Consider the following 14,129-nt stretch of genomic DNA (forward strand, 5'->3'; position numbering starts at 1 on the left):
TGCTGTTTTCTGGGTATTTGTAAGGGTTCATAAGGTGCTGCAATAATGGATTTATTAAAGTTCATCCTTCGTCTGCCTTTTACATTGATAAAAGGCGCATTTCGCCTGCTGGCTTTCATTCTGGGGTTGCTGGGTTGGTTGTTGAAGCCACTGATTGGCAAGGTTAATTGGAGTGCCCCTGGCTGGTTGGGCGGGTTGAAACGTGGCTTTCTGCGCTTGGAAAGCGGGGTGAATAAATATCCGAAAGCCATCAGCCTGGCGCTGGTGGTGTTGTTGTGTGCCGCTGGTGGCGCGTTTTACGGTTGGAACTGGTGGTTGAACCGGCCACAGCCGATTGAGCCTGCGCCGATGGTATACCAGGAAACCCGCGTGCAGGTTTCTGATCCTGAGCCTGTCAATTATGCGCTAGCGAAATCAGTACCGCAGGAAGTGGGGCTCGCTTTTCTGAATTCGGTGGCCCCACTGACCGAGGTGGGTAAAGTGGTAGAAAAAGGGATTACGCTTAACCCGGCCGCAGAGGGCCAGTGGAAATGGCACAATGCTCAGACATTGGTGTTTACACCGAAAAATCCGCTGCCAATGGGCGCTAAATATGAAGTAAATCTCGATCCTGCCGTTCTGCTGGCTCCGCAAATTAAACTCAAAAACACACGTTATAGCTTCAAGGTGCCCGCGTTCGATTATCAGTTGGGGAAAGCGGAGTATTATCAGGACCCGCAAGATCCGCAAAAGCACAGTGCTATCTTCAACATAAAATTCAATGCACCGGTCGATGTGGCCAGTTTTGAAAAACAGCTCGCGTTAGGGGTGACGGAAGCTAAGGCCAAAGTGGCGAAGAAGCTTAACTTCTCACTGGTATACGACGAGAAAAAATTGAATGCCTGGGTTCACTCAGAACCGCTGAAAGCGCTGGATCACGGTGGTACTGTGCAGCTCACCATTGGCCCTGGCGTTAAATCTGTGGTGTCTGCCAATGCAACGGCGGAGACAAAAAATAATCGTGTAGTGGTGCCAACGTTGTATAGCCTGGCAGTGAATGATATTAATGCCCAAGTGGTGGGAGCCGATGGCGCACAAGGCCAGCGTGTGCTGATTGTGACTTTTAGCGACGCCGTGAAGGATAAAGAGCTTGGCAGCGCGATCAACGCTTGGTTGCTGCCGCAGCATGACCCTAAGGCTCATGAGGCCAATCAGGAAGCAGATGTTTTCCATCATTGGGATATTCAAAGCGTTGATAAGAGTGTTCTAGCGCAATCAACGCCGTTAAGCCTCACGCTCAACGACGCAGAAGAAACCTATCAGCCGCAGTTCAGTTTCACATTTGATGCGCCAGCTCACCGCTTTATGCTGATAGAAATCAATGATCTGATGACCTCATCCGGCGGTTATAAAATGCCGGAGAAACTTTACCGCATTGTAGAAGTGCCAGATTATCCAAAATCCTTGCAGTTTATGTCACAGGGTTCGCTGCTGTCGGTTAACGGTGACAAACAAATCAGTGTGGCAGCCCGCAACGTACCCGGCCTGCGCCTGGACATCAAACGGGTGATCCCGAGCCAGTTGCAACACATTGTCTCTTTCAAAAGCTGGGAATATTCTTCAACGCAGTTCAATCGGCTCAGCGATGAATATTTTACTGAACACTTCCAATACCAGACGGCGGTCAATAACGATAAACCGGGAGAGGTAAGTTATCAGGGTATTGATCTTTCACGTTATCTCTCCACCAATCCTGATTCCCATCGCGGCGTATTTTTGTTAACGCTGTCGGAATGGCAGCCGAACAAGAAATTATCACCCGCACCGGAAGAAGAAAGTGAACCAAATGAAGAAGAAAGCGATGAGGCGCCCAGCGTAGGGGATTCGCGCTTTGTTGTAGTGACCGATCTGGGAATTATTGCCAAACGCTCTCAGGATAAAACGCGTGATGTTTTTGTGCAGTCGATCCACAACGGGGCACCGGTCAGCAACGCCAAAGTGTCAGTGATCGCTAAAAATGGTGTGGCGCTGTTGATCCGAACGACGGATGCCAACGGGCATGTGCGGTTCCCAGCGTTGGAGGTGTATACCAACGAGCGTAAACCGGTGATGTTCCTGGTAGAAAAAGAGGGGGATGTCTCCTTCCTGCCAACCGGTGACTATAACGATCGCGGGCTGGATTTCTCGCGTTTCGATATTGCAGGTGAAGAAACACCGGTCGATCCACGCACGTTGAGCAGCTACCTGTTCTCCGATCGGGGTGTTTACCGGCCGGGGGATACCTTCAATATCGGCTTGATTACCCGCGCGGTTGACTGGGGGGTTGCTCTGGCTGGTGTACCGGTGCGCGCCGAGATCCGCGATCCGCGCGACAAACTGATGACCACGGTACCACTGACTCTCGGCAGCAGTGGTTTCAACGAATTGAGCTATACCACTGACGAAAACTCGCCGACCGGTGAATGGAACATTTACCTGTATCTGATTGACAAAAATAATGATCCTTCCGCACTGCTTGGCCACACCGCGGTTAACGTGAAGGAGTTTGAGCCCGACCAGTTGAAAGTGAAACTGGAGCTGACGCCGAATCGCCAGCAAGGATGGGTGAAACCCTCTGAATTGCAGGCAAACATTGATGTGCAGAACCTGTTTGGTACGCCAGCCCAGGATCGCCGGGTTGCCTCAAGGCTGACGCTGCGGCCGATGTATCCGAATTTTGATCAGTTTCCTGATTACGCTTTCTATGAAAATCGTCAGAACAGCGATGGGTTTGAAACCGAACTGGAAGACAGAACCACCAATGAGCAAGGTATGGCGAATATCCCGCTGGATCTGAAATCCTATGCGGATGCCACTTATCAGTTGCAGTTGTTGTCTGAGGCCTTCGTGGCCGGTGGTGGGCGTTCGGTGGCGGCGACCGCGCGCGTGCTGGTGTCACCTTATGATTATCTGATCGGTGTGAAGCCAGATGGTGATTTAGGCTACATCAACCGTGATGCAGTGCGTCATCTGAACGTGATCGCTGTCGATCCGTCATTAAAGAAAATTGCGCTACCCGAGCTGAAATGGGTATTGATCGAGCAACGGTATATTTCAGTGCTCACCAAACAGGATTCCGGGGTTTACAAATATCAGTCGAAGATGAAGGAAGTGCAACTTTCGGAGCAGCCATTGGCGCTGGCTGAACAAGGTAATGAGCTGACGCTGGCGACCAATAAACCGGGCGATTTTGTGCTGGTGATCGAAGATGCGCAAGGTACAGTGCTCAACCGCATTGCTTACAGCGTGGCGGGCAATGCTAACCTGAGCCGTTCGCTGGATCGCAATGCTGAACTGAAGTTGAAACTGGATCGGGCGGAATATCAGCCAGGGGAAGAGATCGAAGTCTCGATCAATGCTCCTTATACCGGCAGCGGCTTAATCACCATCGAGAAAGACCGGGTATATGGTTGGCAATGGTTCCATACCGATACCACCAGTTCGGTACAAAAAATCCGTGTTCCTGCCGGAATGGAAGGCAACGGTTACGTCAACGTGCAGTTTGTGCGAGATGTGAATTCCAGCGAAATCTTTATGAGCCCGCTGAGCTATGGCGTGATGCCGTTTAAGATCAGCACCCGTGCCCGGCAAAATAACCTTGAAGTGCTGGCCCCTGCGGTGATTAAACCGGGCGAAAATCTGGCAATGACGGTGAAAACCGACGGCCCGCAGCAGGTGGCGCTGTTTGCTGTAGATGAAGGGATCTTGCAGGTGGCACGTTATCGCCTGAAAGATCCGCTGGAGTATTTCTTCCGCAAACGGGAGCTGAGCGTAGCCAGCTCGCAAATCCTCGATCTGATCCTGCCGGAATTCAGCAAGCTGATGGCGTTGACTGCGGCTCCGGGGGGCGACGGCGGCGAGGGGCTGGATCTTAACCTGAACCCGTTCAAGCGCAAGCGTGACAAGCCGGTAGCCTACTGGTCTGGCATTACGGAAGTGAACGGTGAGAAACAGTTCGATTATCCGGTGCCGGATTACTTTAACGGCAAAATCCGGGTGATGGCGATTTCGGTCACGCCGGATAAAATCGGTAAAGCGCAGACGTCTACAACGGTGCGTGACAACTTTATCATGACGCCCAACGTGCCCTCGATGGTGGCTCCGGGTGATGAGTTTGATGTCAGCGTAGGGGTCAGCAACAACCTTGAAGGGTTGAATGGTCAAGCCGTTGCGGTGAGCATCCAGCTAACGCCGCCACCGCAGTTGGAGGTGGTGGGCAATGCGGAACAAAACTTGTCGTTGGCGGAAAAACGTGAAGGAGTCGTGAGCTTCCGCCTGCGTGCCAAATCGAGCCTCGGTGATGCGCCGCTGGTGTTCGATGCCCGCTATGGTGACAAAACCAGCCGCCGCACCATCAGTACTTCGGTGCGCCCGGCAACGCCTTATCGCACGCAGTCGGTGATGGGCCGGATGAACGGCAGCAGCCAGAATATTGATAACCTGCGGCAGATGTTCGATGCCTACGCGCAGCGGCGGGCGGCGGTGTCTTATTCGCCATTGGTATTGACCAGCGGCTTGGCGCAGTATCTGGCAGATTATCCGTATTACTGCTCTGAACAGATTGTCAGCCGTTCAATCCCGCTGATGCTGCAAGGCCAGCACCCGGAAATGAATAGCAGCTTGAGCCAGGCAGAGGTCAGCAAGCAGTTGAAAAACCTGCTCGCGGTATTACGTTCCCGCCAGAATGACAGCGGTGCAATAGGTGCCTGGCGTTCATCACCGGATGCCGATCCGTTTGTGACGCCGTATGTGGTGCAATATCTGTTGGAAGCTAAAGCGGCGGGCTATGCGTTGCCAGCCGGTATGCTTGATGAGGCCAACGGTGCGCTGCGTGAGTTAGCTGCCAGCCGCTATGACGATCTGTATCACCTGCGTCTGCGTACGTGGGCGGTTTATCTGTTGACGTTGCAGGGGGAAATCACTACTAACTCGCTGGCTGCGGTGCAGGCTACGTTGCAGAAACTGTATCCAGATAGCTGGAAAACCGATCTGAGTGCGTTGTATCTGGCTTCTGCTTACCGCCTGTTAAAAATGGATGATGAAGCCAATGCCTTGTTGCAGCCGAGCTGGAACCAGCTCAGCAAAGCCTATGACAAAGCCTGGTGGACGCAAAATTACTTCGATCCGCTGGTGCAGGACGCCACGCGGTTGTATCTGATTACTCGCCATTTCCCGGAAAAAGTGTCTGCCATACCGCCGCAGGTGCTGGATAATATGGTCAGGGCGCTGAGAGAGGAGCGTTATACCACCTATTCTTCGGCCATGAGCATTCTGGCGTTGGAGAGTTATTCGGCACAGGTGACGGCGCAGTCGGCCACCGCAGATGCGTTGAAGATCGCGCAAACCAGTAAGCACAGCAATGTCGATCCACAGATAATTTCGGCGTTGGAGGGGCGGTTTATCAAAGGGCAGTTTACCGCAGAGGCACAGGCTATCCACTTTGAAAATAGCCGTGATATACCAGCCTGGTACGTGGTGACGCAGGCCGGTTACGATCTGGCTGCGCCGCAGAAAGCGATTTCGCGCGGGCTGGAAATCACCCGTGATTACACCGACGAGCAAGGCAAACCGCTCACGCAGGTGACGCTGGGGCAGAAAATCAATGTGCATCTGAAAATCCGCGCCAACTCGCAAGAGGGGCAGGATAATCTGGCGATTGTCGATCTGCTGCCTGGCGGGTTTGAAGTCGTGCAGCAAACGCCTCCGCCACCGGCAACGGAAAATGAGGGTGAAAGCAGTAATGCCATTGACGCTGGCTGGCAGTCACCGCTGGCGGCGCCGGGCTCCACCTGGGCACCGGATTACAGCGATATTCGCGAAGATCGGGTGATCATTTATGGTAGCGCCACGACGGATGTGCAGGAGTTTATCTATCAGATTAAAGCAACCAACACCGGCAGCTTCGTGATCCCACCGGCTTATGGCGAAGCCATGTACGATCGTGAAGTGCAGGCGGTGTCGGTCAGTAATGGTAAGTTGGTTGTTGTACCCGCGAAAAACTAATAAACCACCATCAGCCTCTGATCGTTACTCAACGGCAGGGGCTGATGTGCTGAGTCAACCATGAAAATCCCTCCTGTTTTCTCTGCGGCGGCAAAACGCTGGTTGCAAAATATTTTGATGGCTGTCGTGCTGCTGGCGCTGGGGTTTCTTGGTGTGCGGCTCTGGCCACATCCGCCGCTCTCTCAGGGCGTGCCTCTTTCTGCGGTTTATTACGATCGCCAGGGGGTGCTGATGCGCATCACGCTGGCGAATGACGATCGCTATCGCTTGTGGACACCGTTGGAACAGGTTTCTCCGTTGGCGATACGAGGCATCTTGCTGCACGAAGATCGCTGGTTTTATTACAACCCCGGTTTTAACCCGATCAGCCTGGTGCGTGGTTTTTGGCGCAGCTATGTTGCCGGGGGCAAAATGCAGGGCGGCTCAACCATCACCATGCAACTGGCGCGGATGCATTGGCGGCTGAATACCCGCACGCCGAGCGGTAAGTTGATGCAGATTGTGCGGGCCGTGCAGTTGGAACTCAGCTATTCCAAACACGATATTCTGGAAGCCTACCTGAATTACGCCCCTTATGGCCGCAATATTGAAAGTATCGGTGCTGCCAGCCTGATTTATTTTGCCAAAGCGCCGCAAGACCTGACGCTGCCGGAGGCGCTGACGCTCTCCGTGTTGCCACAATCACCCAGTTACCGTATTGATCCGAAAACCGGCGTGTTGGGCAACGCCCTGACGCAGGCACGCAATCGCCTGTTCCAGCGTTGGCAAGGGATTTATGCCACCGACAGCAGCCAGCAAGCCTTGTTCCAGTTACCGCTTGCGCTACGCCAGCCGGAACAGATGCCGTACATTGCGCCGCATTTTATCGAGCAACTGCGCCAGCAAAATCCGCCGTTGATCCAGCGTGATACCCGTATTGATACCACGCTAGAGGTGGGTCTACAGCGGCTGATTGAAAAGCAGGTGAACGCGTTCATCGCCCGCAATCAGAGCCGGGGCATCCATAATGCGGCGGTATTACTGGTGGATAGCCGTGATATGGGGGTGCGGGCGCTGGTGGGTTCTGCCGATTATTACAACCGCGAGATCCAGGGGCAGGTCAATGGCACTCATGCCAAACGCTCACCGGGTTCCACGCTCAAACCGTTTATTTATGCGCTGGGGATGGAGCAGGGCGTATTGCACCCGATGACTATTTTGAAAGACGTATCTTCGTCATTTGGGGCCTATGCGCCAGAGAATTTTGATCGGCGTTTTCTGGGGCCTGTTACTGCGACGGATGCGCTGAATTTCAGCCGTAATATTCCGGCAGTGTACGTGGCTTCACAGCTGCGGCAGCCAACGTTCTATCAGTTTTTACGTTTGTCTGGCGTGGCGAACATGGCCAGTGAGAACCATTACGGACTTTCGCTGGTGCTAGGCGGTGGGGAAGTTACGGCGCAGGAGTTGGCAAAACTGTATGCGTTACTGGCAAACCGTGGCGCACTGCGCCCGTTGCGGATGCAGGAAAGCGATGTTTCTCCTCTGCCGGTGCGTTTGCTCAGTGAAGAGGCCAGTTTTATCACCTTGGATATGCTGCGCCAGCACCGCCGGCCTGGTGATACCTTGGCGCAGCGTTCTTCTGCGTTGCCGGTCTATTGGAAAACCGGCACTTCTTGGGGATTCCGTGACGCCTGGAGCGTGGGTATTTTCGGGCCCTATGTATTGGTGGTCTGGGAAGGGAATTTTGACAGTAAAGGCAACAACGTGTTCGTTGGGGCTGATGCGGCGGCACCGCTGTTTTTCAATATCATCGACAGTATAAATGCCAGCTATCCGGCGTTGCAGGAGCCGAAGCATACGCTGCCAAAACAGTTAAAGCGGGTGGAGATTTGCCTAGCCAGCGGCGATTTGTCCACGCCGTGGTGCCAGCAAAAAGGGAAAACCTGGTTTATCCCCGGCAAATCGCCGATTAAGGTGGATACCGTGTATCGTCCGGTGGTATTGGATATTGAGAGTGGTGAAGTGGCTTGCCCGCCCTATGATGAAACGCAAACCCGCACGGAAGTGTTTGAATTCTGGCCTTCCGATCTGGCAAACGTATTTGCGCAGGCTGGTTTGCCAAAACGTGTACCCCCGGTGAATCATTGTAAAGATAACGGCGTTGCCGTCAGCGGCAACCCGCCGCGCATTACTTCGCCGCTGAAAAATACCACCTATACCTTACGGCAGTCGCAACAGGGGCGCGACAAAATCACTTTCAATGCGGTAACCGATGCTGACAGTAAAACGGTGTACTGGTTTGTGGATGATATTTACCTTGGCAGCAGTGCCAGCAAGAAGGCGATCGATTGGCGGCCGGTAAATAATGGCCAGTACCGCATCAGGGCGGTGGACGATCATGGGCGGGCAGATAGCCGTATGATCATGATTGAACTGGTGAACTGACCGGCGCTGCGTGAGAGGAATACCTCTTACAGCATTTCCCTGATACAACGCCGGTCATTGTGTTATGCGCAGAGAACCCCGGCTTTCTGCGCCATGTTTTGCAGGTGACCAAACACGTTGCCGACGCGCAGGCCATTGTGCTCATACTCATTGGTGATCCACGGGGTCAAATTCCCCACCTGCTGCGCGGTTTCCAGCGACAGCCGAACATCGACGTACATATCGCTAAAGTAAACGGCGGCGAATACTGGCACCTGATTCTCAAGCAAGCGCTGGCTGTTATAAAGTGGTGACCATACCCGGCGTTCGGCCAGTAATTTGACGGCATTATTGAATGGGCGCAATGCGTTGATATCGGTAAACATCCAGGGATAGATCATCTCACCGGTCAGATAAAGAGGCCGACGATCTTCGGCAAAAGCATCAAAACGATGCCGTTGGCGCTGTGCCGCCCAGTTGGTGGCTTTATCCTGCGCGTAGATGCTTTCATGCAGGACGGCAAACAGCGGATTTTCCGCATAGCTGGTGAGCGTCATCACCTGCGACAGGAAGGTATCACTGAATTGCCCGTCGGGATTAAAGGCTTCGTCAAACAGCCAGAGCAGCCGTTCATAACCTTCACTCATACCAAGATCGATCCCCAGGCTTTGCAAACGTTTTACGGTCAGGCGATCGCCATCGGGCAGCAACACTTCTTCGTGCTCAAGCCGATCGGCGATCCGGCCTATTTGTTCTTCCAAGTGTGGATAGCGTTGATAGAAAATCCGGTTTTTCGCCACCACCTGCGGGTAGGTATGGGCATAAACCTCATCAGCGTCGGGTTGCAGGCTGGCGAGGCCACCGGTCATAAAACAGGTATGTAACCCTTCGGGGGCCTGGGAAAGGTAAGTCAGGGTAATAAAACCGCCATAGCTTTGCCCCAATGTGCTCCAGGGGCGATCGCCAAAACAGTTTTTACGCAGATATTCAGCGTCGGCCACAATTGAGTCTGCGCGGAAACAGGCCAGATAATCTGCTGCCTGAAGATCGCTGAGCCCGGCCAGGCTTTTACCCTCAATCCGGCTGCTGCGCCCGGTTCCGCGCTGATCGAGCAAAATCACTCTGTAGGTTTTCAGGGCTTCGGCAATCCAACTGCTGCGTGCGGTGGGGCGTGGGCTTTTCCCACCTGGCCCACCTTGCAGAAACAGCAGGCAAGGTAGTTGGTCTCCACGGCGAGTAGGATCGACCAATTCGCGGGCAAAAATTTCAATAGTGCGTGTATCTTGCGTATCGAACCAGTTAAGTGGTACTTGGATAAGATGTTCCCGCACCCAAATCGCGGGTAGCAAATATTCTCGTTCAACAGCCATGTGGGAGCCTTCCTTTTGTTTGTTCGTCAATAACTGTTATGTGGTAAACGGTAGTCTGGGTGCCAGGAAGTGGGGCTGGGTTATTTCAGTGAGTCAGTAAGCGGCTCGTATTGGCGGCAACCATAGTAAGTACTGCAAGCGTTGCAACGTATTGATCTAATTGGAGCTCAGTCAATTTTCAGTACGTGTGTTTTACACTGGATAAACATAACTCGCAATGAAGGAACTGCGCTAGTACGTTAACGCTATGTAAAATGATCGCTATCACAATATTGATGACAGATTTTTATAGACTTACTTATTGAAAGGTTATATGCCATCTATCCTGAAAAGACTTATTACGGTTAAAGGATGACTATGAGCGTTTATATTGAAAAAGCGTACCTCGCAGATGCACAGGCCATCACGAATTTAGTCAATATGGCTTATCGCCCTGAAGCAGGTAGACAGGGCTGGACTCATGAAATAGGGTTGGTTTCCGGTGCTCGAATTACCGTTGAACAAGTTGCAGCTCTGCTGGACAGCCGTTCTACCATCTTGGTGATGCGTAATGATGATCGCATCTTGGCCTGCGTGCAGATTGAGCCTTCAGATAACCAATCGTGCTATATCAGTATGTTGGCAACGGCACCAGAAGCGCAGGGTAATGGCATCGGTAAACAAATGCTTGCGGCTGCTGAGTCACTTGCAGTGGCAGAATACTCGGCTTGCGTATTTAAAATGTCTGTTCTCTCTCCCCGTCAGGAATTGCTCGCTTATTACAAGCGGCGAGGCTATGTACTGAGCGGATATTCTGAACATTACCCAGTGGCTGCGGAAGTAGGTATCCCCATGATCGCCGGGCTCCAACTGCTAGGTTTGGAAAAACAACGAACCTAGCTGGCGTTTTGTGGTGCAATCCGGTGCCAGTAGCGGCAAATATGAAGGGCTCAGAAAGAGAGATCCACCGTAATTGTATCACTGTAGTTACCTTCCACCGGGGTTGTCTGGCCGCTTAAAAGGGTTGCCGTGTAGTTGTAGTTGCGGATCAGTTGATTGGTGCTGACCGACGTTGCGTTGGTACTTGACCAACGCTGTGACGCAATGCTGCTGCCCCAGCGATTATTGGTGGTTGACTGGTAAATATCATAGCGAATCAGATTGCTGCCGCTGGCCATATTGCGCACGCCATTCACCGCATGAATACCATCATTGAGCCCTACGGTATACACGCTCCCTTTGGTGCAGGTGACAGAAATGGTTTGTACCACGGAGCTGAAGCTGCTCAACAACGGTGCTGTGCCAAAGTTCACTGCGGGAGCAAGAATGGTTGTGCAGTCATTGGTGACCTCCAATGTCACCGTCAGGGATAACGTTGCTGAGCCGTTTTGGTCGATAACACAGATCTGTATACCGCCAATACCGACTCCTAACCCGGTACAGATATCCCAGTTGGTCAGGAAACTCAACGTGGTGGTATAAGTACCCGCGGCTACGGTTTGCCCTGGCTGGGTAGAAAAAAACAGCGGTATCGTAAAGTTTTTCCCCCCGGTCAGCAGAAAAATAGACAATTGGGTAGAGTTAAATGTTGTAGCTGGTGCACCAATGGTCATCGGTGAACCGCAGTTTTGTACCGAAAGGCAGACCGTGATGGGGATATTATCACCACTGCTGTCACCGACTTTTTTCATTATCGCCTGGGTGCCGGAAGCAAAGGTGGATGCGGTCAGCCGGACGCTGATGGTATCCGTATTGAATATCGTCGCTAACGACGAACCGCAGTTGACAGAAAGCGAGCCCGATGACGTGCTGGCCGTGCTGTTAACGGCAAAAGAGGTGACGGAACCAAACGAGGCGTTGACCACCGGTGTACTGCAAGCGGCCTTTGCCGATGGAATTCCCCAGGCGACGACCAGAATAATAAAAGCCAGCATTGCCATTCTTTTATGCATATCATGCCCCGGTTGGCTGGCAACGCAGCGGTTGAGGAAAAGGAGAAGTGACAGGTGCGGATGGCAGTACCACTTGGTAGCGTTGTCCTTCGGGCGCGACCACATTTAATGCCGATCCAGGGTTGGCCTCTTCCAGATACACCATGCCATCCCAGCCAACGTAGGTCAGCGTGCGTCCATTTTGTTCGATTCGGCTGGAAACAGGGAGCGGATTCCCGTGCGGATCCTGTAGCATTAAGGTTAAAGCCTGGGTTTTCTTCAGCGGGAACGTCACAAGATAACCACTCTTGCGCTGAACTGAAAGGCGTTGTTCAGTGTCAATTGTTGCAACATCGGCGGGCAAATCGAGCGTATCTATCTCATATTTGGCTGGATAATAGGAAATCACTCGCGGTATCAGCAGATAGCCCCGGCTGTCAGTTTCACCAATAGGCTGATTTTCATAGCGTACTTTGATATTGGGATAACGGTTGGTGCTGATTAAGACGAAGGCATCACTGATCTCATTGCTTGCAAACAGCGAACCATCCATCATCACCAGTGAACCACTCATGTCCGCCCACTGGGTATAATTATTGCTGCTGCCATAAATCCCGGCTTTACTTTGCAGTACAGTGTTACGCCAATTTAACGACGCCTGTTGATAGCTACTGTCGCCCGGTTGATTGGCATAGGCCAGATCCCAACCAAACCCGCCATCGCTTGGCATCCCCCGGCTGTAGCTCAGTTGCTGCCGGGTACGGCCTTCGGCGGTACGCTCGGTGCTTATCCCAACGTTGGAATATGAGCCGAACGGGATGGTCAGCGATAGTGCACTGGCCCAACCATCCTGGCTAATATTCTTACTGGCGGATACGGTGAGATTGCTACCCTGCCAGAGACTTTTACTCCACGAAAGATTAAGCAACCGTGTGCGCTCGTCCCGCTGGCCAGTAATATCAATGTAGGCGGCACCGACATTGCCAAACCGGTTCATTGCCAGACTGGTGGAGTATTGTGAACTACGGCGGCTTAAGGAGAATGAGGGGATATGCGCATTTTCATCATTAGATTCTGTTTGAGTCTTGGTGTCATACAGGGCCAGATTGGCAAAATCGCCGCTGCGTTGTGTATGCTGCGTGCTGATACTGAATGCATTGTAACTATACTGATAACCCCAACTGTGTTGATGGCCGGTTTGCCCGTTCAGTCGGCTTTGCGTATAGGAGGTATTCAGGATGCCATAGTGAGCAATTTTCACTATGCCACCTGCTCCGCCCGCTGCCAGTGAACTGGCTCCTTCCGCATGGCTCTCTACGGTAAGGTAATCATTGATACCGTAGCGATAAGAACCACTGGCGGCGGTTGTACCGTAGGAAAAATTTTTAATGCCGTAATCCTGGCGCAGTGCACCGACGGCTAATGAGTAATCTGATAATCCAGGCTTAAGCAGTGTGCTACTGGCGTAAAAAGGTAACGTGAGTGAAACCTGTCTTCCTTGAGCATCCTGAGTAATGATCGTCGCTTCACCCGCCCCATTGATAAAGGGCATGTTGCTGACAGTAAAAGGCCCTGGCCGAACTTGAGTGCTGGCGCTGCGATTACCGTTGATGAACAGATCAACCGTCGTCGGCACTGCCGCTTCCCCGGAAAACTGTGGCAGCGGATAGGTGACCATGTCGGGCCGTAGCGAGAAATCGCGTGAAACCTGTACCCCTCCAAGGCGCACGCTGTTGCTCCAGGTTAGCGCATTAGTGATTAAATCGCCTGCCCGCCAACTGAGGGCATGTTGTTCATCAAAGTTACCCAGAGTGGTGTCGTAGCACAGATAGTGGCTACTGCCTTCCGAGCGGCGCTGGTTTACCAGGCCGCTGTTCGACAGATAGCCATATGGGCTAAACAGACGCAGCTCGTTTCCAACTGACAGTTGGTTACCATTGCGGTCGGCCCGCGACGCATAAATATCATAGTTCAGCAGTGCACCTGTGTTGCTTTGCGCAGGGTAGTGCAGGGGAACTTCGTCACCGGAGAAAGATTGTGGCTGTAGCCATTCTGGGGGAACGTCAAGCAGCAGACGCTGAGATTCACTCTCGTAATGAACATGGCTCCCTGGCAACGCACTAACGTTAACCTCTCCTGCCGCCAGTTTTTCCTTCCTGATACCTGCTTGCAGCAGGGCGCTGGCGGCGACGAAGTAGGCTCCGTGACGAAGCGTCACTGGCACAACCTCACCGGTAGCATACTGATTAATCACCAGTTCCAATTGATATGAAAGTACTTGCTCAGCAGACATGGCGGTTGGGGGCGGCGGAAGAGACGTTGAAACTTCCCCATTATTAGACAGAGCTCCCTGGGTGAAACCGCCGAATACTATGGCTGTGACGATCCTGAACGAAGGTTGAATGCCATTCTTCATTACAAT

Annotated in this window: 6 protein-coding genes; 3 read left to right on the plus strand and 3 right to left on the minus strand. The window is 52.6% G+C overall.

Annotated elements, in window-relative coordinates:
- The first annotated feature begins 45 nt into the window (after positions 1-45).
- Together Z042_RS09795 and pbpC are read left to right on the plus strand one after the other, a co-directional pair.
- Positions 46-6,021 carry an alpha-2-macroglobulin family protein gene (locus Z042_RS09795; protein ID WP_024910137.1) on the plus strand — a complete coding sequence of 1,992 codons (5,976 nt, stop codon included), beginning with the start codon at positions 46-48 and terminating at the stop codon, positions 6,019-6,021.
- Between the two features lie 60 nt (positions 6,022-6,081).
- Positions 6,082-8,448: a penicillin-binding protein 1C gene (gene pbpC / locus Z042_RS09800; RefSeq protein ID WP_024910138.1), complete on the plus strand. Its 2,367-nt coding sequence runs from the start codon at positions 6,082-6,084 to the stop codon at positions 8,446-8,448.
- Between the two features lie 62 nt (positions 8,449-8,510).
- Here the strand turns inward: pbpC and Z042_RS09805 are convergent, their stop codons facing one another.
- The gene (locus tag Z042_RS09805; protein WP_024910139.1) at positions 8,511-9,797 is read right to left on the minus strand and encodes an alpha/beta fold hydrolase; all 1,287 of its coding nucleotides are present in this window, start codon (positions 9,795-9,797) and stop codon (positions 8,511-8,513) included.
- Positions 9,798-10,154: 357 nt separating this feature from the next.
- Between Z042_RS09805 and Z042_RS09810 the strand changes: the two genes are divergently transcribed.
- Positions 10,155-10,676 carry a GNAT family N-acetyltransferase gene (locus Z042_RS09810; RefSeq protein WP_024910140.1) on the plus strand — a complete coding sequence of 174 codons (522 nt, stop codon included), beginning with the start codon at positions 10,155-10,157 and terminating at the stop codon, positions 10,674-10,676.
- 50 nt (positions 10,677-10,726) lie between these two features.
- Here the strand turns inward: Z042_RS09810 and Z042_RS09815 are convergent, their stop codons facing one another.
- Both Z042_RS09815 and Z042_RS09820 read right to left on the minus strand, forming a co-directional pair.
- Positions 10,727-11,728: a Csu type fimbrial protein gene (locus tag Z042_RS09815; RefSeq protein WP_024910141.1), complete on the minus strand. Its 1,002-nt coding sequence runs from the start codon at positions 11,726-11,728 to the stop codon at positions 10,727-10,729.
- Position 11,729: 1 nt separating this feature from the next.
- Entirely contained in the window at positions 11,730-14,123 is a 2,394-nt protein-coding gene (locus tag Z042_RS09820; RefSeq protein WP_024910142.1) for a fimbria/pilus outer membrane usher protein, read from the minus strand.
- Between the last annotated feature and the right edge of the window lie 6 nt (positions 14,124-14,129).

Origin of the sequence: Chania multitudinisentens RB-25 (assembly GCF_000520015.2) — a bacterium.
In the GTDB taxonomy this organism is placed as follows: Bacteria; Pseudomonadota; Gammaproteobacteria; order Enterobacterales; family Enterobacteriaceae; genus Chania; species Chania multitudinisentens.

Bases quoted from the DNA above. Each gene is read 5' to 3' on its own strand.
- Z042_RS09795 (WP_024910137.1), top strand. From the start codon at position 46: ATGGATTTATTAAAGTTCATCCTTCGTCTGCCTTTTACATTGATAAAA.
- pbpC (WP_024910138.1), top strand. From the start codon at position 6,082: ATGAAAATCCCTCCTGTTTTCTCTGCGGCGGCAAAACGCTGGTTGCAA.
- Z042_RS09805 (WP_024910139.1), bottom strand. From the start codon at position 9,797: ATGGCTGTTGAACGAGAATATTTGCTACCCGCGATTTGGGTGCGGGAA.
- Z042_RS09810 (WP_024910140.1), top strand. From the start codon at position 10,155: ATGAGCGTTTATATTGAAAAAGCGTACCTCGCAGATGCACAGGCCATC.
- Z042_RS09815 (WP_024910141.1), bottom strand. From the start codon at position 11,728: ATGCATAAAAGAATGGCAATGCTGGCTTTTATTATTCTGGTCGTCGCC.
- Z042_RS09820 (WP_024910142.1), bottom strand. From the start codon at position 14,123: ATGAAGAATGGCATTCAACCTTCGTTCAGGATCGTCACAGCCATAGTA.